The following is an 18,135-nucleotide window of genomic DNA, read 5'->3' as shown; positions in this document are numbered from 1 at the left end:
ATATTTGTAAATGGTTGTAAGAGCTTTAGATAAAGCTCTTTTTTTATGACTTCTTTATAAAATATCTCTGTAGATTTTAAATTGTAAATTTACAAACTATCTAAATAATTAAAGTTTCAATTAAATAAAAAGTATGAATTTTAAACCTGTCAGATTTATTGTATTATTAGGAACTCTTACTTCTCTGGCTAACTGTTCAGTACAGAATAATATTGTAAAAACAATTCCACCTACAAAAAATGCTGCAAAACCCACAAACAATACAGCTCCACCAAAAGTACCTGTCGTAACAACAAAACCGACTACAGGAACTACTGCCTCAACTGATGAAAATTTCAGAACCAACCTTCCGGAAATCAAAAGAGAGTTTCGTGGTGCATGGATTGCGAGTGTAGCCAATATCAACTGGCCTTCAAGAAATGACCTTACGGTGGATCAACAAAAAGCAGAAGCTATCAATATGCTTGATATGTTGAAAGACAATAATTTCAACGCTGCTATTTTCCAGATCAGACCTTCCGCAGATGCACTTTATACCAGTAATATAGAGCCATGGTCTTACTTCCTGACCGGAGAAACAGGAACTGCTCCTTCTCCAAATTATGACCCGCTTCAGTTTTGGATTCAGGAAGCTCATAAAAGAGGCTTGGAACTCCATGTCTGGTTAAACCCTTACCGTGCACACCACACGAATGGAGGTGCTGTAAATAACCTGTCAATGGCCAATAAGCTGTCTGATATCGTTGTAAGGTTAAAGAACGGAATGTACTGGTTTGATCCGGCTAATCCGAAAACACAAGGCCACGTATCCAATGTGGTGAAAGATATTGTAAAAAGATACGATATTGATGCCGTTCACTTTGATGACTATTTCTATCCCTATGCTACCTACAATAAAGGAGCAGATTTTCCTGATAATGCTACGTGGAATGCTTATGTAAGCAGCGGAGGAACATTATCCAGAGCAGACTGGAGAAGAGATAACGTGAATAAATTTGTAGAAAGAATCTATAAAGAAATTCATGCAGAAAAAAATAATGTAAGATTCGGGATCAGCCCATTCGGAATCTGGAAACCCGGATATCCGGCAGGAATTGTAGGTTCCTCTCAATATGACGAATTATATGCAGATGCAAAACTATGGTTAAATAAAGGCTGGGTAGATTATTTCTCACCACAGCTTTACTGGCCTATTGATTCCAAGGGACAAAGTTTTGAAGCCCTGTTGAGCTGGTGGCAGTCTGAAAATACAATGAACCGTCACTTATGGCCGGGATTGAATACCGTTGAGATTAAAGTATCAGACCGTCCTACAGAAATCAAAAACCAGATTGCTATTTCCAGAAATATCCTGAAAAATGATGCCGGAGAAATTCACTGGAGCATTGGTGGGCTTACCAAGAATCCAAATATGCTTCCTGCTTTGAAAAGCGGACCATACAATGAAAAAGCATTAGTTCCGAAATCCCCATGGATCAAAGCTGTACCATTGCAGACTCCTACCTTATTCATTACGGATAATGGGAGCTTTGCACAGACAAGCTGGAGTACAAAAAATGCTACTGATGTCTTTCTGTGGGCTCTTTTTACACAATACAACGGAGTTTGGCAGACTGAAATTTTAACACTTGATACTCTTTCTAAAGACATTCCTAAATTTAAAGACGGTAAAAAACTAAATGCTGTTGCCATTAAAGCCATTGACAGATTAGGAAACGAAAGCGATTATACAGCCAGAAAGATTAAGTAGATAAAGAAAAATCCTAAGTCATTGCGAACCTTTAGGTGAAGCAATCTCAATAATAAAATAAAAACCAGTTCTCAAAAAGAGCTGGTTTTTATTTTAGAATAACTATAAATTATTAATTTAAATAACTGAAAATCAGTTTATTTTGAGGTTGATTATTGATTTTAATATAAAATAACAATCTTATCGGAACCGTTTTTGCATGATTCATTCCATAATCACCAAAATATAAAATTATGAATACTAAAAGACTTTCCGCAACTGTGGAAAAAGCACTTAGTGATCAGATGAATAAAGAGATTCATGCATCACACGTTTTTTTATCTTATGGAATTTGGGCTGATGATAAAGGCTATCAGGGAATAGCTAATTTCCTTTACCGCCATGCTCAGGAGGAGAGAAATCACTCCATCAAATTCATGGAATATATTCTGAACAGAGGCGGAAAACCAAAAGTGACAGCCATTCCAGCCCCTCCAGCTGATCCTAAATCACTCACAGCCTGTTTTGACGGTGTTTTTAAACATGAAGTAGACAATACAACTGCCATTTATAAAATTGTAGATCTTTCTATGGAAGAAAAAGACTGGGCAACCTGGAACTTTATGCAGTGGTTTGTACAGGAACAGATTGAAGAAGAAACTTTAGCTCAGAATCTAATTGATAAATTGAAAATTGCCGGAGGAGACAGAGCTACTGATGAATCTTTATTTACTTTAGATAAAACTTTACAGGAAGCACCAAATGATGTTCCGTTAGCTCAAAATGCTACAGGAGCCAATCCATAAAATATCCGGTGAATACAAACCTTTTTAAAATCTGTCAGAATATCGGCAGATTTTTTTATTATGAAACTCCCCCAAAAATCACTATCTTTGCACACTCGTAATTCAAGGTTCTAAGTTCAATGTTTAAAGTTGAGAATACCTTGGGTTGCTCCTAAACCTTAAACTTTGAATTTTACAATATGAAATGTGGAATCGTAGGCCTGCCGAATGTAGGTAAATCAACACTTTTTAACTGTCTGAGTAACGCAAAAGCTCAATCAGCAAACTATCCTTTCTGTACTATTGAACCGAACCTTGGAACAGTATCTGTACCGGATCAGAGATTGTTTGAACTGGAGAAAATCGTAAAACCTGAGAGAGTTTTACCAGCTGTAGTTGAGATTGTTGATATTGCAGGTCTTGTAAAAGGAGCCAGTAAAGGAGAAGGATTGGGGAACCAGTTCCTGGCTAATATCCGTGAGTGTGAAGCAATTATTCACGTTTTAAGATGTTTTGACAATGGAAACATCATTCACGTAGAAGGTTCTGTAGATCCGCTAAGAGATAAAGAAATTATTGATATAGAGCTTCAGCTGAAAGACCTTGAAACCGTAGGAAAAGCAGTAGAGAAAGCTAAAAAATTCATTAAGTCAGGGAAGAAAGAAGATCTCCTTACGTATGAAACCCTTCAGAATTTACAGAAATTCTTAGAAGATGGTAAAAATGCAAGAGAATTTGCTGTCGATGATTTTGCGAAATCAGTTATCGGAGAAGTGCAGTTGTTGACCAATAAGCCGGTTCTTTACGTTTGTAATGTAGACGAGAATTCTATCAAAAACGGAAATGAGTGGATTGCTAAGATTGAAGAAATGGCTAAAGGTGAAGGTGCTGAAGTAGTAGTATTAGCAGCACAGATCGAAGCAGATATCAATGAGCTTGAAACTTTTGAAGAAAGAGAAATTTTCCTTGATGAGTTAGGTCTTACTGAGCCGGGAGTTAACCGTTTGATCAGAAAAGCATATGATCTTTTAAAACTTCAGACCTATTTCACTGCAGGAGTAAAAGAAGTAAGAGCATGGACTATCGGTCAAGGATGGACTGCACCACAGGCTGCTGGAGTAATCCACACAGACTTCGAAAAAGGATTTATCCGTGCAGAAGTAATCAAATATGATGATTATATCACTTACGGTTCTGAAGTAAAGATAAAAGAAGCCGGAAAGCTATCTGTAGAAGGTAAAGAATATATTGTACAGGATGGGGACATCATGCACTTCAGATTCAACGTATAAGAAAATATTAAAGTTCGTTATAATAAAAAGCGCTTCCATGTATTTGGGAGCGCTTTTTGCGTAGAATATAAGAATAAAACCGCTTCCTTGAGGGGAAGCGGTTTATATTATTGAATTGGTGGCTCTAAGTTTGGCCAGCATGGTGGCTCTACACAACTGAAAGACTTTTTTATACATGTATTTGATAAAGGCATACATACTTCTGTTACCCCAGGTCTGCATTGTGGCTCTATACACCCAGTATTAATTTGGGCACATCCACCACCACTTGTGGAACAAACTATTTTTCCTCCTGTAATGGATTTCAACTTTTTTTTATTGAGTTTCTTCCCATTGTTTACATGTTGATTTTTCATTCGTTATAGTTTTATGGTTTAGCTTTTTTGTATATCTTACAATTCAATACCCGGTTGGCATTGTAGTTCTCCACAAGCAAAAGAAATCTTCTTGTATGTCATATCCGGAAGCAGACACATTTCTTTTCCTCCAGTAATAACTTTTAATTCTTTTTTGTTCAGTTTTTTTCCGATTTGATTGATTTGATTTTTCATAGGTTTGATTTTTAATGAGTTGGTTTTGACGAAAATAATAAAAACAAATGAATTATATCACTTTGTTTGGATTAAATAAAGAAATACTTTAACAATATCTGGTGATATTGATAATTAATTTCAAATTAAATTAATATTTTATTGAACGTCTCAACACAATTAAAATGGACTTTTCAGCATAGTAGCGTAATGTTTTATTTTGGAAATTTGTCTTACTAATATTTCAGAAAATGGAAAATAAAGAAACGGTTTTGGTAACAGGAGGTTCAGGTTTCATAGCCTGCTATTGCATGATTGCCCTGCTTAACAATGGATATAAAGCAAAAGCGACCCTTTGTTCTTTGGAGAAAAGCGAACTGGTAAAACAGATGTTGAAAGAAGGAGGAATATTGTCTTTTGAAGATTTATCATTTGCAAAAGCAGATTTAGAAGACGAAAAAAGTTGGGAAAAAGCAGCTGATGGCTGCTAGTATGTTATTCACACTGCTTCACCCACTCCTCATACCAACGCCAAAACAGAAGATGATTTTGTAGTTCCTGCCAAAAACGGAGTTTTGTTTGTATTGAGAGCAGCAAAAAAAGCAGGGGTGAAAAGAGTAGTGCTCACTTCAGCATTTGGAGCAGTAAGCTATGGAATTTGGAAAAACACACCCTATACAGAAGAAGATTGGACTGTGCTTAATGATTCAGTAGCTCCTTATCAAAGTTCTAAGACGATTTCAGAAAGAACGGCGTGGGATTTTATCCAAAATGAAGGCTATGGAATGGAATTATCTGTAGTGAACCCAACAACGGTGATGGGACCTGTTTTATCGAATGATTATGCGTATTCTATTCAACTCATAAACACATGTTTAATGCAGAAATGTTATTATTATAAAAGGGAAGGTTTTATATTTTATAGAATGAAGTTGTTTAAAGTTCATAAAAATCCGGAAAATAACATCTTCCGGATTGGTATTTTAATCGAATAACTTATCTATAAACTTATTTTTCAGGATTAGTCAATAGTAAAAAGGGATGTCTCTTGGAGGCAGTCTCTTCTAAATTTTAAATCTCTATAATGGTGTATAAATAATATGTAAAAAAGCTTTCCCTTGTTGATAATTAGTTGAACTTCCCGTATTGGTTGTGCAATAAATTATATCGTTTGCTTCTAGCACTTTCACATATGTGCCATTTGCAGAAAACAAATTACCAGCAAGACCTATCCCGCCAACCTGCAGCAGATTTGCTGGTGTTGGACCTGTTCCCGCATATATCCTTAGAGAAGTATTTGATCCAGCATTATTTAGCAAGACACCTGCTACGATATGGTATATTCCAGCCTTAGTAACAGTATAGATATTAGTATTGCTATTCCATGTCCCTGCATTAGTATCAATAAGATTAATCGTTCCAAATTGTACTTTATTGACAGTGTTATTTCCACTCAGGTTATCGGTTAAATTTGTTGTTTGCTCAGCATTAAAGATATTAGCCGGGGTTTTTAGATCTTTCAAAAAGTTCTGTGTAGTAATCCTAGAAACAACACCAGTGTTATTAGACATTAAAACATCCAAATTGTTTGTGCTGGTATTTGTTACAGTAGAACGAACCCTAAGGTCACCATTTATATCAAGTGTATTAGTTGGTGTTGGAGTATTTATTCCTATCTGACCATATGTTATTGTAGACAGAGTAAAGATTAGGAGGGAAATTTGTTTTTTCATTTTAGTATTCATTTATTTTACAAATATAGGAAAATAATTTTATTAAACTTATTTAAACTTTTATTTTTTTATCTTAAAAACAAAATAAAAAAAGCCATATAATGTACTCTGAATTTTTTACTGTCAAAACCTGGATCCGCATTCATAAACAATCCTTTTATGCTCTATATCAGCATCATTTAGAAGACCGAGAATCCCATATAAACTTTAATATTATATAAATCATGATGCTCACCGCTTATTGGATTCCCCATTGAAAGCATTTGCCCTGGTTATCACAAAGGAAAATACAGTTACTGGTACTAGATGATTCTCTTTCTGTTTGCTATGGGTATGACTTCCATCCAATTGTATGCTGGAAAGATCCAGTTTCCTTTTATTGTTATACAAATATACAAAGAGAAATCCAAATTCTTTTGAAAGAACTGTCTTTCCACTATTTATTAAAGTAATATATAAAGCAATTGCCAGTTTATTGTTTCTTTTGAAAAATATTCTTTCAGGCTTAATACACGCTATTGACAGCTTGTTTTCAAGCGTTTAATAATGAGTATAAAGATTTTCCCTAAATCAAATCTCGTAGAAAATCCTCGTTTGCCTTTGCTTAAATGAGGTAAAATCCATTTTCCCAGTTTATATTTGTTTATGAGTTCCAGATTAATCTGGAACTTTTTGCATTCCTTACTGGACGTAATTTGTCTGCTTTTGAAAGAGATTTAAAAAAAATATTTAATGAAACACCTAATCGCTGGCTGGTCAAAAGGCGTTTACAGGAAGTCAGGTTTTTGATTGAAGAAAAAAAACAGAGGCCTTCAGATATTTATATTGATTTAGGATTTGAGGATCTATCACATTTTTCATTTGCTTTTAAGAAAGAGTTTGGAATCCTGGCGAGTAATCTGTAAGATATTTAAGCAGTCTGTTTCATAAGTTCGTATATTTGAATTTTACAAATCATCTGCAATGGAAAAAGTAGCACATACCTCACTGGAAGATTTCTATAAAGAGATGGCTGCCAAACTGGGCAAAGATCTTGAAAGTATTTTTCCAAAAGGACTTCATAAAGATATCGGACACTTTAATGTTTTTGATATAAAGCAGACCATTGAAAGAGTGAGAACTACTTCAGAAATGCCTTATAACAGGAGGAAATACTACAAAATAAGCCTTATAAGAGGGAAAAACAGAGCGGAATATGCAGATAAAATCATTACCGTTGAAAAAAATGCTTTATTGTTTGCTACTCCAAAAGTTCCTTATCACTGGGTGCCGGAAGATCCTGACCAGTCGGGAAGTTTCTGTGTGTTTACAGAAGATTTTTTTATCAAGGCGCAATCCCGGTTTTCATTAGAAGATCTGCCCATTTTTCAGCCGGGTAATATTCCTGTGTTTGAAATTGAGGATGAACTGGCAGATGAAATAGAAATTCTGTTTGCAAAAATAAAAAATGAAATAGCTTCCGATTATATTTTTAAATATGATTTGATCAGGAATTATGTGCTGGAACTGATTCATTATGGACAGAAATTGCAGCCAGCCGCAAAACTTTCAGCCTCCAACGATGCTTCACTAAGAGTGGTTTCATTATTTATAGAACTGCTGGAAAGACAGTTTCCAATCGAATCCTCAGATCAGAGATTACAGCTGAAAACAGCAAAAGATTATGCTGACAGATTAGCAGTTCATGTCAATTATTTGAATAAAAAATTAAAGGAGAGCACAGGAAAAACAACTACTGAATTTATTTCTGACCGTATTATTCAGGAAGCTAAGATTCTCTTAAGGCAAACAAAATGGAATGTTTCAGAAGTTTCTTATGCCCTGGGTTTTGAAGAAATAGCCCATTTCTCCAACTTTTTTAAAAGAAAGACTTCATTTACTCCCATGGAATTTCGATCGTGATTTGAATTTTGCAAATTTCAGATTGATTCAAGCAAACGATCCAGTCTGAAAATATCCCAACTTTGTACCATCAAAATAATCAAAATACAATGAACACAAAAACAAATATCGCACTGGTAACCGGAGGAAGCCGTGGATTGGGAAAAAACTCCGCGCTTAAAATAGCTCAAAAAGGATTGGATGTTATCATTACTTATAGAAGCAACAAAGAAGAGGCTGATGCTGTAGTGAATGAAATCAAATCAATGGGAAGGAATGCTGTTGCCTTCCAGTTGGATACAAAAGATTTAAAAAGTTTTGATGCTTTTGTAAAAGAAGTGACGGATCATCTACAGCAAAATACAGGGAGCACTCACATTGATTATCTTATCAATAATGCAGGAACTGCTTTATATTCACCGATTACGGAAGTGACGGAAGAACAATTGGATGATGTGGTAGATATTCACTTTAAAGGAGTATTTTTCCTGACTCAAAAGTTATTACCATTCATTAATGATGGAGGTGGAATCATCAATGTATCTTCAGGATTGGCAAGGTTTGCAACGCCGGGATCCTCTGTTTACGGATCAATCAAAGCTGGAGTAGAAATGCTTACTAAATATATGGCTAAAGAATTAGGTTCAAGAAAGATTAAAGCCAATGTGGTAGCTCCGGGAGCTATTGAAACTGATTTCGGAGGAGGAAGAGTAAGAGATAATGAAGAGATCAATGCAGTGGTAGCAGGTGCCACAGCTCTTGGAAGAGTGGGGCTGCCCGATGATATCGGTGGAGTGGTAGCTTTCCTATGTACAGAAGATGCAAGATGGATCAACGGACAAAGAATCGAAGTTTCAGGAGGAATGTTTTTATAACATATAATAGCAGTAAGTAATCTGAGGATAAAAAAAGAACGTATCATAATTGATGCGTTCTTTTTTATTGTAATAATTCTGCAATATTTCATTTAAAAATAAACAATACAAACAATGAAAACAGCTGAATATTTTTTAAAAGAATTTTCGTCATGGGCAGTTGAGAACACCAACTAAAATTGCATAAACGGTTTTATATTATGTTTTAGAGTTTATCATCATTTAAAATGATAAGAACTCGATTTTCTTCTATAGGCATTTTTAATGAAATATTACATAAGATGTAGATTTTGCACATTGTAAATCAGTGTGTTATTTAAATGTTGTGCCGGTGTTGTATGGTGGTTTTTCAGCGTGATGTGTATTTGATGTAGTGTGTTTTTTCTATGTATTGAGTGGTAATTTTCACCTTTGTCAAAATTTTTCAATCAACAAACTATCTTTTCTCTGATGTATTATCGAGATATATAAAGTTGATTAATTATAGAATGCTTTACTCTATCCGATCTTTTTACTATAACAAATAAAAGATAGTTGAGAAGAATAACAATAATAATTAAAAACACATTTAAAAGATGAAAAAGAAAAACACAGTTTCTCTACTGGCCTTGGTATTACTATCACCGGCATTCATGTATTCACAAATCGGCGTTCAGACTTCAAATCCACAAGGAACGTTTCACGTAGATGGAGCAAAGGATAATCCGGCTTCCGGAGCACCTTCAGCAACTCAGCAAAATAATGATTTGGTTCTGCAGCAAAACGGAAACTTTGGTTTAGGTACTACAGCTCCTGAGAATAAGTTTCAGGTTATAACGACAAAGTCTGTAAATAACCGATATACTTTAATAGATGCTCCTAATGCTGGTATTAAACACCCTATACTAGCATTGAGGAATACATCACCTGTAGCAGCGAATAATTTTTCTCTTATCGGTTTTACAAATAATGGACCTGGAGGAGGGGGGGCATCCTGGGGAATAGGATCCATACGTAATCAAACTAATACGAATGAAGATTTCTATTTTGGAAACTCTCCGGTTAATAATGAATATGCCGAGCGTATGAGAATAAGAGCTAATGGGTATGTAGGTATCAATACCAGTACTCCTGAAAACAGATTTCATGTTGTAACATCGGAAGCTGTTAACAATAGATATACCTTAATAGATGCTCCTAACGGTACTAACCAATATCCTATACTGGCGGTTAGAAATACTTCAGCAACAGCAGCAAATAATTTAGCGCTTATAGGTTTTACAAACGATGGAACAAATATTGGCGGAGCAAACTGGGGGATTGGTTCTATACGTAGTGGTGCTGATGACGAAGATTTTTATGTTGGATACTCTGTAGGGGGATACTATCAAGAACGTTTAAGGGTTAAGGGTAACGGATCTCTTGGTCTTGGAACAAGTGCACCAACAAGCTTACTTTCTGTAAACGGTACAGCAGATAAACCGGGAGGAGGAAGCTGGGGAACTTTCTCAGATAGAAGAGTTAAAAAAGATATTGAAAGCTTTAAAGATGGTTTAAATGTTATTAATCAATTAAAGCCTGTCACTTACAGATATAATGAAAAGTCAGGATATGAAGACCAAAATAAGCAGTACGTAGGTTTTATTGCTCAGGATGTTGAAAAAGTAGCTCCTTATATGGTAAATACTATAGATGATAGTGCGAAAAGTGGTCTTAAGGACAAAAGAGAGTTTGATGAAAGCGCACTTACAAAGATCTTAGTGAATGCGGTGCAGCAGCAACAGCAGGAAATTAATCTGCTTAAAAAAGAGATTGCAGAGCTTAAAAAACATAATTAAGAACTAATCAAAAGATATTTAGTGTTTGATAGATATATTTTGTGAAAGGCTGAGGAAATTATTCCTCAGCCTTTTTTAATGGAAATATTTTTATATTTTTTTTTCTTAAATTTTTGATAAGTTTTCAATCGCCCTTTCTAAAGTTTCCTGTTTCTTGGCAAAACATAATCTGATTACATTTTCATTCAGTTTATTGTTATAAAATGAAGAAAAAGGAACACTGGCCACCTTATGATTGATAGTAAGCTCAGAAGCGAAATCAAAATCATTTTTATCTGATATTTTATCATATTTTACAGCCTGAAAATAAGTTCCTTCACAATCCAGCAGCTCAAAAGAAGTTCCGGCCAGACCTTTTCTCAGAAAATCTCTTTTTTCCTGAAAAAACTGATTCAGGTAGGTGTAATGATCTTCATCTTTCATATATTCTGCCAAAGCAAGCTGAATAGGTGTGTTTACACAGAACACATTGAACTGATGTACTTTCCTGAATTCATTAGTTAAACTTTTAGGCGCAGCGCAATAACCCACTTTCCAACCGGTAACATGGAAAAGTTTCCCAAAAGAGGCAACAAGAAGACTTCTTTCTTTCAATTCAGGATATTTGCAGATGCTTAAATGCTGCTTTCCGTCAAAAACAATATTTTCATACACTTCATCACTTAAAATAAGAATGGAAGTCCCTTTTACCAGCTGAATAAGTTCTTGGATATCATTTTCTTTCAGGATTTTTCCTGAAGGATTATTGGGATTATTAAGAATGATCATTCTGGTCTTGTCACTGACCATATTTTTTACAGCTGTCCAGTCGATTTCATAATCCGGAGCTTTCATTTCAAAACGTTTTACAATACCTCCGAAAAGTTCTACAGTAGGCTCATAACAGTCATATGCTGGTTCAAAAATAATCACTTCATCGTCTTTCTTGATAAAAGAAGCGATAGCGGTGAAAATAGCCTGAGTTCCGCCTGCTGTAACTGTTATTTCAGCGTCGGGGTGGTAGACTGCCTGATGACTGTTCTCAATTTTTCTGGCAATTTCTTCCTTCAGACCAATCATTCCTCCAAGTGGAGCGTACTGGTTAAATCCTTTTTTAATAAAATGATCTACGTGATTTAGTAATTCCGGATCCGGCATAAAGTCTGGAAATCCCTGAGACAGATTGATGGCTTCATTTTCATTGGCAAGCTGAGTCATCTGACTGAAAATAGTAGTTCCTACATTGGAAAGTTTAGACAAAGGAAGTTGTATCATAAAAAAGTTTTGTTGACCGAAATTAATGAAATATTTAAAATGGTTTGAACTTAAAAAAATAAAATTAGATAAAACATAGATTTAAATCCGAAATTCAGAGATTTCACGACTCGAATATTGGATTTTATGGATATAATGATTTTAAACATATATTGGATTTTTTTACCCGTTTATTCTTTTCATAAGCTTATTATTCCTGCTATACTCAAAAATATCATACATGAACTGGAAAATATAAAATAAAATACTTTTTGGTATGTAAAAAGCAATATTTTTACAATATGTTATATATTAACGAAAATTTTGAGATTTAGAATGGACTCTGATTGTTTTTGTGCTGTTACAAATTTAATTGACTTAAAATTCTATTGGTATTCTCCCGACTGAACGATAAAAGTTAGGAAAAAATGATTTTTAAAATTCGGATAATTTTAGACAATTTTGTACTTTTGTATGTTTGCTGAAATCTATATGTCACAAGAAATAAATCCAACCTACTCCGAAGATAATATCAGAACCCTCGATTGGCAGGAACATATCCGTCTGCGACCCGGCATGTACATCGGGAAGCTCGGTGATGGTTCTTCTGCTGATGATGGTATTTATATCCTGCTTAAAGAAATCCTAGACAACTCTATTGATGAGTTCAGGATGCGATCGGGGAAAAGAATCGAAATAAAACTGGACGACGGAAAAGTTACCATCCGTGACTTTGGACGTGGAATTCCTCTAGGGAAAGTTGTAGACGCTGTATCCAAAATGAATACCGGTGGTAAATACGACAGTAAAGCGTTTAAAAAATCTGTAGGATTGAACGGGGTCGGTACCAAAGCGGTAAATGCTCTTTCGGATTACTTCCGGGTGCGTTCTTTCCGTGACGGAAAAATGAAAGTTGCCGAATTTTCCCGTGGAATGATTACAGAAAACCTTGAGGAGAAGGATACTTCGGACAGAAATGGTACTGAAATATCTTTTATCCCAGATGGGGAAATATTCCTGCATTTCAAATACAGAAAAGAGTATATCGAGAGAATGCTCCGCAATTATGCCTATCTGAATCCAGGATTAAAAATTCTTTTCAACGGAGAAACCTATTTTTCTGAAAATGGTCTTAAAGATTTATTGGAAGAAGAACTGGAAAGTGATATTCTTTATCCGATTGTTCATTTGAAAGATGAGGATATTGAACTGGCTATTACCCATTCTGATAAATCACAGACCGAAACTTATTTTTCATTCGTTAACGGACAGAATACAACCCAGGGTGGAACACACCTTAATGCATTCCGTGAAGCGTATGTGAAAACCATTCGTGAATTTTTCAATAAAAGTTTTGATGCATCAGACATCAGAAAATCTATTATTGCTGCAATCTCGATCAATGTAGAAGAACCTGTTTTCGAATCTCAGACTAAAACAAAGTTAGGATCTAATGATATGGGGCCAAATGGACCTACTGTAAGAACATTTATCATTGATTTCCTTAAAAACAAACTGGATAACTTCTTACATAAGAATCCGGAAATAGCTGAAGCGATCCAAAGAAAAATATTGATTTCCGAGAGAGAAAGAAAAGAACTTTCCGGAATCCAGAAACTGGCAAGAGAGAGAGCTAAAAAAGTTTCTCTTCACAATAAAAAGCTTCGTGACTGCAGACAGCACTACAATGATCAGAAAGCGGAGAGAAAAGGAGATTCTCAGATCTTCATCACCGAGGGAGATTCTGCATCAGGATCTATCACAAAATCAAGGGATGTAGAAACTCAGGCTGTATTTTCACTGAAAGGTAAACCATTGAACTGCTATGGTCTTACTAAGAAAGTAGTATACGAAAATGAAGAATTTAACCTTCTTCAGGCCGCTTTAAATATTGAAGAAAGTCTGGAAGACTTGAGATACAATCAGGTGATTATTGCTACCGATGCCGATGTAGATGGGATGCATATCCGTCTCCTGATGATTACTTTCTTCCTGCAGTTCTTCCCGGATCTGATTAAAAATGGACACCTTTATATTCTTCAGACCCCTTTATTCAGGGTGAGAAATAAGAAGGAAACAAGATACTGTTATTCAGAAGCCGAAAGAGTAAAAGCATTAAATGATTTGGGAAAAAATCCTGAAATCACACGATTTAAAGGATTAGGAGAGATTTCTCCTGACGAATTTAAACATTTCATCGGGAAAGACATACGATTGGAACCTGTAGTGATAGGAAAAGATCAGACCATTGACCAGCTTTTGGAGTTTTATATGGGAAAGAATACTCCAGACAGGCAGGTTTTTATTCTTGAAAATCTTGTCGTAGAAGATGATACTGATATTGATAAAAAACAATTGTTGGATGAAGTAGAAAATTAAAAAATCACTTAAAAAAATAGCACGTTAAAACCGATGTATAGACTGAAAAAAAACACAATTTTGGATGAAGTAGGAAATTATAGAACTTACACACCCAAAAATTAAAATGAGACTGAGTAACCGTAATAAATTATCAATTTATAATTCTTTAAGCACGCTGCTTTTGATGACAACAATATTCGGAATAATCACATTTGCAGCCAATGAATACAGATTTAATGCACTAGGTAAAGAAAGTTATTTATTGATTATTGTTCCTGTTCTGCTGCTGATGATCTTTTATATCAGCGGAAGGCAGATTTTTGAATATGACAGCGATGGAGAAGCTCTGAATTTTAAAAACAGAAATATTATTCCTTTTTTAGACAAGCCTCTTCACGATGAGTTTCCAAAATACAAACTGATAAAATATGATGTGGTAAGTATTTTCTTTTTCAAAAGATTATATATTACCGTTTCCAGTAAGAATAATGGTTCTACAATACTTAAATACCAGATTTCTTATCTGACCCAGAAAGAAGTAAATGATTTGAGACTCTCGCTGAACAAAGTAGTGAAAGCTAATAAAGAGAAAAAAGATTAAAAACAGATGACGACAGAAGAACATTCGCATGAGGGTGAAAGCCTAAAAAAAGTTTCTGGTCTATACAAAGACTGGTTTCTGGATTATGCTTCCTATGTAATTTTGGATAGAGCTATCCCTTCGGTGTATGATGGTTTAAAACCTGTTCAGCGAAGAATCATGCACTCTATGCGTGAACTGGAAGACGGCCGTTATAATAAAGTGGCCAATATCGTGGGGAATACGATGAAATATCACCCACACGGAGATGCCTCCATTACAGATGCTATGGTACAGGTCGGACAGAAAGAACTGTTGATAGATACTCAGGGAAACTGGGGAAATATCTATACAGGAGACTCTGCAGCGGCGGCAAGATATATTGAAGCAAGACTTACTCCTTTTGCTCTGGAAGTGGTTTTTAATCCTAAAACTACAGAATGGACCAAGTCTTATGACGGAAGAAATAATGAACCTATCGATTTACCTGTAAAATTTCCTTTGCTTCTTGCACAGGGAGTAGAAGGTATTGGAGTGGGGCTTTCTACGAAAATACTTCCCCATAACTTTAATGAGCTTATCAATGCATCTGTAGCCTATTTGAAAGGAAAGAAATTTGAGCTGTATCCGGACTTCTTAACAGCCGGTTATCTCGATGTTTCTGAATATAATGACGGTCACAGAGGTGGAAAAGTAAGGGCAAGAGCAAGAATTACCCAAACGGATAAACATACATTGGTAATTTCCGAACTTCCTTATTCTAAAACAACGACTGATCTTATTGACTCTATCTTAAAAGCCAATGAGAAAGGGAAAATCAAAATCAAAAAAATTGAGGATAATACTTCAGATAAAGTAGAAATCCTGATTCATATTCATAATGATGTATCTCCTGATAAGACGATAGATGCTTTGTATGCATTCACAGACTGTCAGGTAACTATTTCTCCGAATGCCTGTGTAATCGTAGGTGACAAGCCTATGTTTATGAATGTTTCAGATATTCTGAAAATGAATACGGATCATACCGTATCATTATTGAAGAAGGAACTTGAAATTGAACTTCATGAGCTTCAGGAAAGCTGGCATTTTTCTTCATTGGAAAGAATTTTCATCGAGAACAGAATCTATCACGATATCGAAGAGGTGAAAACCTGGGAAGACGTAATAAAAACCATTGATGCCGGATTAAAACCTCATACCAAACATCTTTTAAGAGCTGTTACGGAAGAAGATATTTTAAAACTGACAGAGATCAGAATCAAAAGAATTTCAAGATTCGATTTAGATAAATTTAAAGAAAATATTGCATCGCTGGAAGGTAAAATAGAGCAGGTGAAATACCACTTGGCTAACCTGATTGCTTATGCTATTGATTATTATTTAAATATTCAGAAAAAATACGGTAAAGACAAACAGAGAAAAACAGAACTTAGAATCTTTGATACCATTGATGCTACAAAAGTAGCAGTAGCCAACGAAAAATTCTATGCTAATTTTGAAGAAGGTTTCATTGGAACATCTTTGAAGAAAGACCAGTATCTGTTTGATTGCTCTGATATTGATGACATCATCATTTTCAGAAAAGACGGAAGTATGAAAGTGGTAAAAGTAGAAGCTAAAACGTTCGTCGGAAAAGATATTCTGCATGTTGCCATATGGAAGAAAAATGATAAAAGAACCGTGTATAATATGATCTACCGTGAAGGCAGAGAAGGACCATATTATATGAAACGATTCTCTGTAACCGGAGTGACCAGGAATACAGATTATCCGTTAGCTTCAGATAAAAAAGGCTCAGAAACCCTTTATTTTTCTGCAAATCCCAATGGTGAAGCAGAAACTGTAACGGTATTGTTAAAACCCAATCCAAGAATCAGAAAGAACAAAATGGAGATCAATTTCTCCGATCTTGCCATCAAAGGGCGTGATTCCAAAGGGAATCTGGTTACCAAATACTCGGTAAAGAAAGTGGATATGAAGGAAGAAGGAGTTTCTACCCTGGCACCTAGAAAAATCTGGTTTGATGATACTGTAAGAAGACTGAATGCAGATGTAAGAGGAACATTACTGGGAAATTTTAAAGGTGATGATAAAATTCTTACAATCAATACCAATGGTGAAGTAAAACTGGTTTCTTTTGACCTTGGCAACCGTTTTGATGATGAATATCTGGTTCTTGAAAAATGGAGACCTGCACAGCCAATTACTTGTATCTATTATGATGGAGAAAAAGACATTTATTTCATCAAGAGATTCTTACTGGAAAATACGGTCAATGTACAGACTTTCATGCCATCTGAACACCCGAAATCATTCATTGAGAACGTAATTGTTGCCAATGATGTAACAGCAGAAATCATTTTTGCAAAAGATAAAGGAAAAGAACGTGAGCCGGAAACGATAAACATTGATGAATTTATTGCCGTAAAAGGAATAAAAGCAATCGGAAACCAGTTTACAAAGTTCAAAGTAAAAGCAATTAATATTACGATTCCTGAACCTATAGAAGAAGAACCTGAAGTATATGAAGATCCGGAGCCAACCGGAGATATGGATGAAGACGGTGGAGTTATTGGTGACCTGTTTCAGGAGGATGGGAATAATGAAAATGAATAGACTTTAGAATTGAATGTCTGTTCAGGTATAACATAAAAAAATACGATGGATACAGTTGTTTTAATTATCATTGCAGTCACATGTATTTTCAGTTACATGGGATTCAACAATATAGCGTTGTTTGAAAAATATAAATTCAATGTAGGGGCTATTGCGAATCGTAAAGAATATATAAGGCTTATCAGTTCTGCATTTTTACATGCAGACTTTATGCACTTATTTTTTAATATGCTTTCTCTGTACTTTTTCCAGGGAGTTGTTGTGAGTTTCTTTGGTGAAATAGGATTTGTAATTCTTTATTTTGGATCTATGATTCTTGGGAATTTATTCAGTTTGCTGATTTATAAAAATCAACCTTGGTATTCAGCTATCGGGGCATCTGGAGCCGTTTCGGGAATCATTTTTGCTTCCATTGCGATGGCACCAAACGAGATCAGTGTAAACTTCTTACCGGGATGGCTGTTTGGAACATTATATTTTGGGTATTCTGTTTATATGATGCTGAATCCAAAACAATGGGATAATCTGGGACATGCAGCTCACCTTGGAGGTGCCTTTTTCGGGCTGGTTTACTCCATTGTAATGCATCCGCAGCTGGCCATGAGTAATATTGTTTTCTTAGGAATCATGTCGCTTCCGTTAATTTATTTAGGATATGAAATTTTTGTAAGGAAACGAATAGGATAAAAGACTATTTTTA

Annotated in this window: 16 protein-coding genes; 13 read left to right on the top strand and 3 right to left on the bottom strand. The window is 35.2% G+C overall.

Annotated features, from left to right (window positions below; all coding sequences use genetic code 11):
- The first annotated feature begins 133 nt into the window (after positions 1–133).
- The 3 genes from ACM6F9_RS10565 to ychF all read left to right on the top strand — a co-directional run bounded on the left by ACM6F9_RS10565 (position 134) and on the right by ychF (position 3,806).
- The gene (locus tag ACM6F9_RS10565; protein WP_414845684.1) at positions 134–1,750 is read left to right on the top strand and encodes a glycoside hydrolase family 10 protein; all 1,617 of its coding nucleotides are present in this window, start codon (positions 134–136) and stop codon (positions 1,748–1,750) included.
- Between the two features lie 233 nt (positions 1,751–1,983).
- Entirely contained in the window at positions 1,984–2,535 is a 552-nt protein-coding gene (locus ACM6F9_RS10560) for a ferritin (RefSeq protein ID WP_414845683.1), read from the top strand.
- Positions 2,536–2,714: 179 nt separating this feature from the next.
- A complete protein-coding gene (gene ychF / locus ACM6F9_RS10555; RefSeq protein WP_414845681.1) occupies positions 2,715–3,806 on the top strand; it encodes a redox-regulated ATPase YchF in 1,092 nt (363 codons plus the stop codon).
- A 392-nt stretch (positions 3,807–4,198) separates the two neighbouring features.
- Here ychF and ACM6F9_RS10550 read toward each other — a convergent pair whose 3' ends face one another.
- Positions 4,199–4,357: a bacteriocin gene (locus ACM6F9_RS10550; RefSeq protein WP_414845680.1), complete on the bottom strand. Its 159-nt coding sequence runs from the start codon at positions 4,355–4,357 to the stop codon at positions 4,199–4,201.
- A 230-nt stretch (positions 4,358–4,587) separates the two neighbouring features.
- Between ACM6F9_RS10550 and ACM6F9_RS10545 the strand changes: the two genes are divergently transcribed.
- Both ACM6F9_RS10545 and ACM6F9_RS10540 read left to right on the top strand, forming a co-directional pair.
- Positions 4,588–4,827, top strand: coding sequence for a hypothetical protein (locus ACM6F9_RS10545; protein WP_414845679.1), 240 nt, complete (start codon positions 4,588–4,590; stop codon positions 4,825–4,827).
- 6 nt (positions 4,828–4,833) lie between these two features.
- The gene (locus ACM6F9_RS10540; RefSeq protein WP_414845861.1) at positions 4,834–5,331 is read left to right on the top strand and encodes an NAD-dependent epimerase/dehydratase family protein; all 498 of its coding nucleotides are present in this window, start codon (positions 4,834–4,836) and stop codon (positions 5,329–5,331) included.
- An 84-nt stretch (positions 5,332–5,415) separates the two neighbouring features.
- Here ACM6F9_RS10540 and ACM6F9_RS10535 read toward each other — a convergent pair whose 3' ends face one another.
- A complete protein-coding gene (locus tag ACM6F9_RS10535) occupies positions 5,416–6,069 on the bottom strand; it encodes a hypothetical protein (protein WP_414845678.1) in 654 nt (217 codons plus the stop codon).
- A gap of 695 nt (positions 6,070–6,764) precedes the next feature.
- Between ACM6F9_RS10535 and ACM6F9_RS10530 the strand changes: the two genes are divergently transcribed.
- From ACM6F9_RS10530 to ACM6F9_RS10515, 4 genes are all read left to right on the top strand, one after another.
- On the top strand, positions 6,765–6,974 hold the full coding sequence (locus ACM6F9_RS10530; protein ID WP_414845677.1) for a helix-turn-helix domain-containing protein: 210 nt from the start codon (positions 6,765–6,767) through the stop codon (positions 6,972–6,974).
- 58 nt (positions 6,975–7,032) lie between these two features.
- On the top strand, positions 7,033–7,971 hold the full coding sequence (locus ACM6F9_RS10525) for a helix-turn-helix domain-containing protein (RefSeq protein WP_414845676.1): 939 nt from the start codon (positions 7,033–7,035) through the stop codon (positions 7,969–7,971).
- A gap of 89 nt (positions 7,972–8,060) precedes the next feature.
- On the top strand, positions 8,061–8,825 hold the full coding sequence (locus ACM6F9_RS10520; RefSeq protein WP_414845675.1) for an SDR family NAD(P)-dependent oxidoreductase: 765 nt from the start codon (positions 8,061–8,063) through the stop codon (positions 8,823–8,825).
- A 575-nt stretch (positions 8,826–9,400) separates the two neighbouring features.
- On the top strand, positions 9,401–10,642 hold the full coding sequence (locus ACM6F9_RS10515; protein WP_414845674.1) for a tail fiber domain-containing protein: 1,242 nt from the start codon (positions 9,401–9,403) through the stop codon (positions 10,640–10,642).
- Between the two features lie 105 nt (positions 10,643–10,747).
- Here ACM6F9_RS10515 and ACM6F9_RS10510 read toward each other — a convergent pair whose 3' ends face one another.
- Positions 10,748–11,896, bottom strand: a complete 1,149-nt coding sequence (locus ACM6F9_RS10510; RefSeq protein ID WP_414845672.1) for a methionine aminotransferase — start codon at positions 11,894–11,896, stop codon at positions 10,748–10,750.
- Positions 11,897–12,367: 471 nt separating this feature from the next.
- Here ACM6F9_RS10510 and ACM6F9_RS10505 point away from each other — a divergent pair, with 471 nt between their 5' ends.
- From ACM6F9_RS10505 to ACM6F9_RS10490, 4 genes are all read left to right on the top strand, one after another.
- Positions 12,368–14,254: a DNA topoisomerase IV subunit B gene (locus ACM6F9_RS10505; RefSeq protein ID WP_414845671.1), complete on the top strand. Its 1,887-nt coding sequence runs from the start codon at positions 12,368–12,370 to the stop codon at positions 14,252–14,254.
- 166 nt (positions 14,255–14,420) lie between these two features.
- Entirely contained in the window at positions 14,421–14,837 is a 417-nt protein-coding gene (locus ACM6F9_RS10500) for a hypothetical protein (protein WP_414845670.1), read from the top strand.
- A gap of 6 nt (positions 14,838–14,843) precedes the next feature.
- Positions 14,844–17,435 carry a DNA gyrase/topoisomerase IV subunit A gene (locus tag ACM6F9_RS10495; RefSeq protein ID WP_414845658.1) on the top strand — a complete coding sequence of 864 codons (2,592 nt, stop codon included), beginning with the start codon at positions 14,844–14,846 and terminating at the stop codon, positions 17,433–17,435.
- Between the two features lie 45 nt (positions 17,436–17,480).
- Entirely contained in the window at positions 17,481–18,122 is a 642-nt protein-coding gene (locus ACM6F9_RS10490) for a rhomboid family intramembrane serine protease (protein ID WP_414845657.1), read from the top strand.
- Positions 18,123–18,135 lie beyond the last annotated feature (13 nt).

Source organism: Chryseobacterium sp. IT-36CA2 (genome assembly GCF_949767875.1).
Taxonomy (GTDB): domain Bacteria; phylum Bacteroidota; class Bacteroidia; order Flavobacteriales; family Weeksellaceae; genus Chryseobacterium.
This window is presented reverse-complemented; position numbering and strand designations above follow the sequence as displayed.

What these genes read in the sequence shown, in the direction of transcription:
- ACM6F9_RS10565 (WP_414845684.1), top strand. Translation starts at nt 134, where the DNA reads ATGAATTTTAAACCTGTCAGATTTATTGTATTATTAGGAACTCTTACT.
- ACM6F9_RS10560 (WP_414845683.1), top strand. Translation starts at nt 1,984, where the DNA reads ATGAATACTAAAAGACTTTCCGCAACTGTGGAAAAAGCACTTAGTGAT.
- ychF (WP_414845681.1), top strand. Translation starts at nt 2,715, where the DNA reads ATGAAATGTGGAATCGTAGGCCTGCCGAATGTAGGTAAATCAACACTT.
- ACM6F9_RS10550 (WP_414845680.1), bottom strand. Translation starts at nt 4,357, where the DNA reads ATGAAAAATCAAATCAATCAAATCGGAAAAAAACTGAACAAAAAAGAA.
- ACM6F9_RS10545 (WP_414845679.1), top strand. Translation starts at nt 4,588, where the DNA reads ATGGAAAATAAAGAAACGGTTTTGGTAACAGGAGGTTCAGGTTTCATA.
- ACM6F9_RS10535 (WP_414845678.1), bottom strand. Translation starts at nt 6,069, where the DNA reads ATGAAAAAACAAATTTCCCTCCTAATCTTTACTCTGTCTACAATAACA.
- ACM6F9_RS10525 (WP_414845676.1), top strand. Translation starts at nt 7,033, where the DNA reads ATGGAAAAAGTAGCACATACCTCACTGGAAGATTTCTATAAAGAGATG.
- ACM6F9_RS10520 (WP_414845675.1), top strand. Translation starts at nt 8,061, where the DNA reads ATGAACACAAAAACAAATATCGCACTGGTAACCGGAGGAAGCCGTGGA.
- ACM6F9_RS10515 (WP_414845674.1), top strand. Translation starts at nt 9,401, where the DNA reads ATGAAAAAGAAAAACACAGTTTCTCTACTGGCCTTGGTATTACTATCA.
- ACM6F9_RS10510 (WP_414845672.1), bottom strand. Translation starts at nt 11,896, where the DNA reads ATGATACAACTTCCTTTGTCTAAACTTTCCAATGTAGGAACTACTATT.
- ACM6F9_RS10505 (WP_414845671.1), top strand. Translation starts at nt 12,368, where the DNA reads ATGTCACAAGAAATAAATCCAACCTACTCCGAAGATAATATCAGAACC.
- ACM6F9_RS10500 (WP_414845670.1), top strand. Translation starts at nt 14,421, where the DNA reads ATGACAACAATATTCGGAATAATCACATTTGCAGCCAATGAATACAGA.
- ACM6F9_RS10495 (WP_414845658.1), top strand. Translation starts at nt 14,844, where the DNA reads ATGACGACAGAAGAACATTCGCATGAGGGTGAAAGCCTAAAAAAAGTT.
- ACM6F9_RS10490 (WP_414845657.1), top strand. Translation starts at nt 17,481, where the DNA reads ATGGATACAGTTGTTTTAATTATCATTGCAGTCACATGTATTTTCAGT.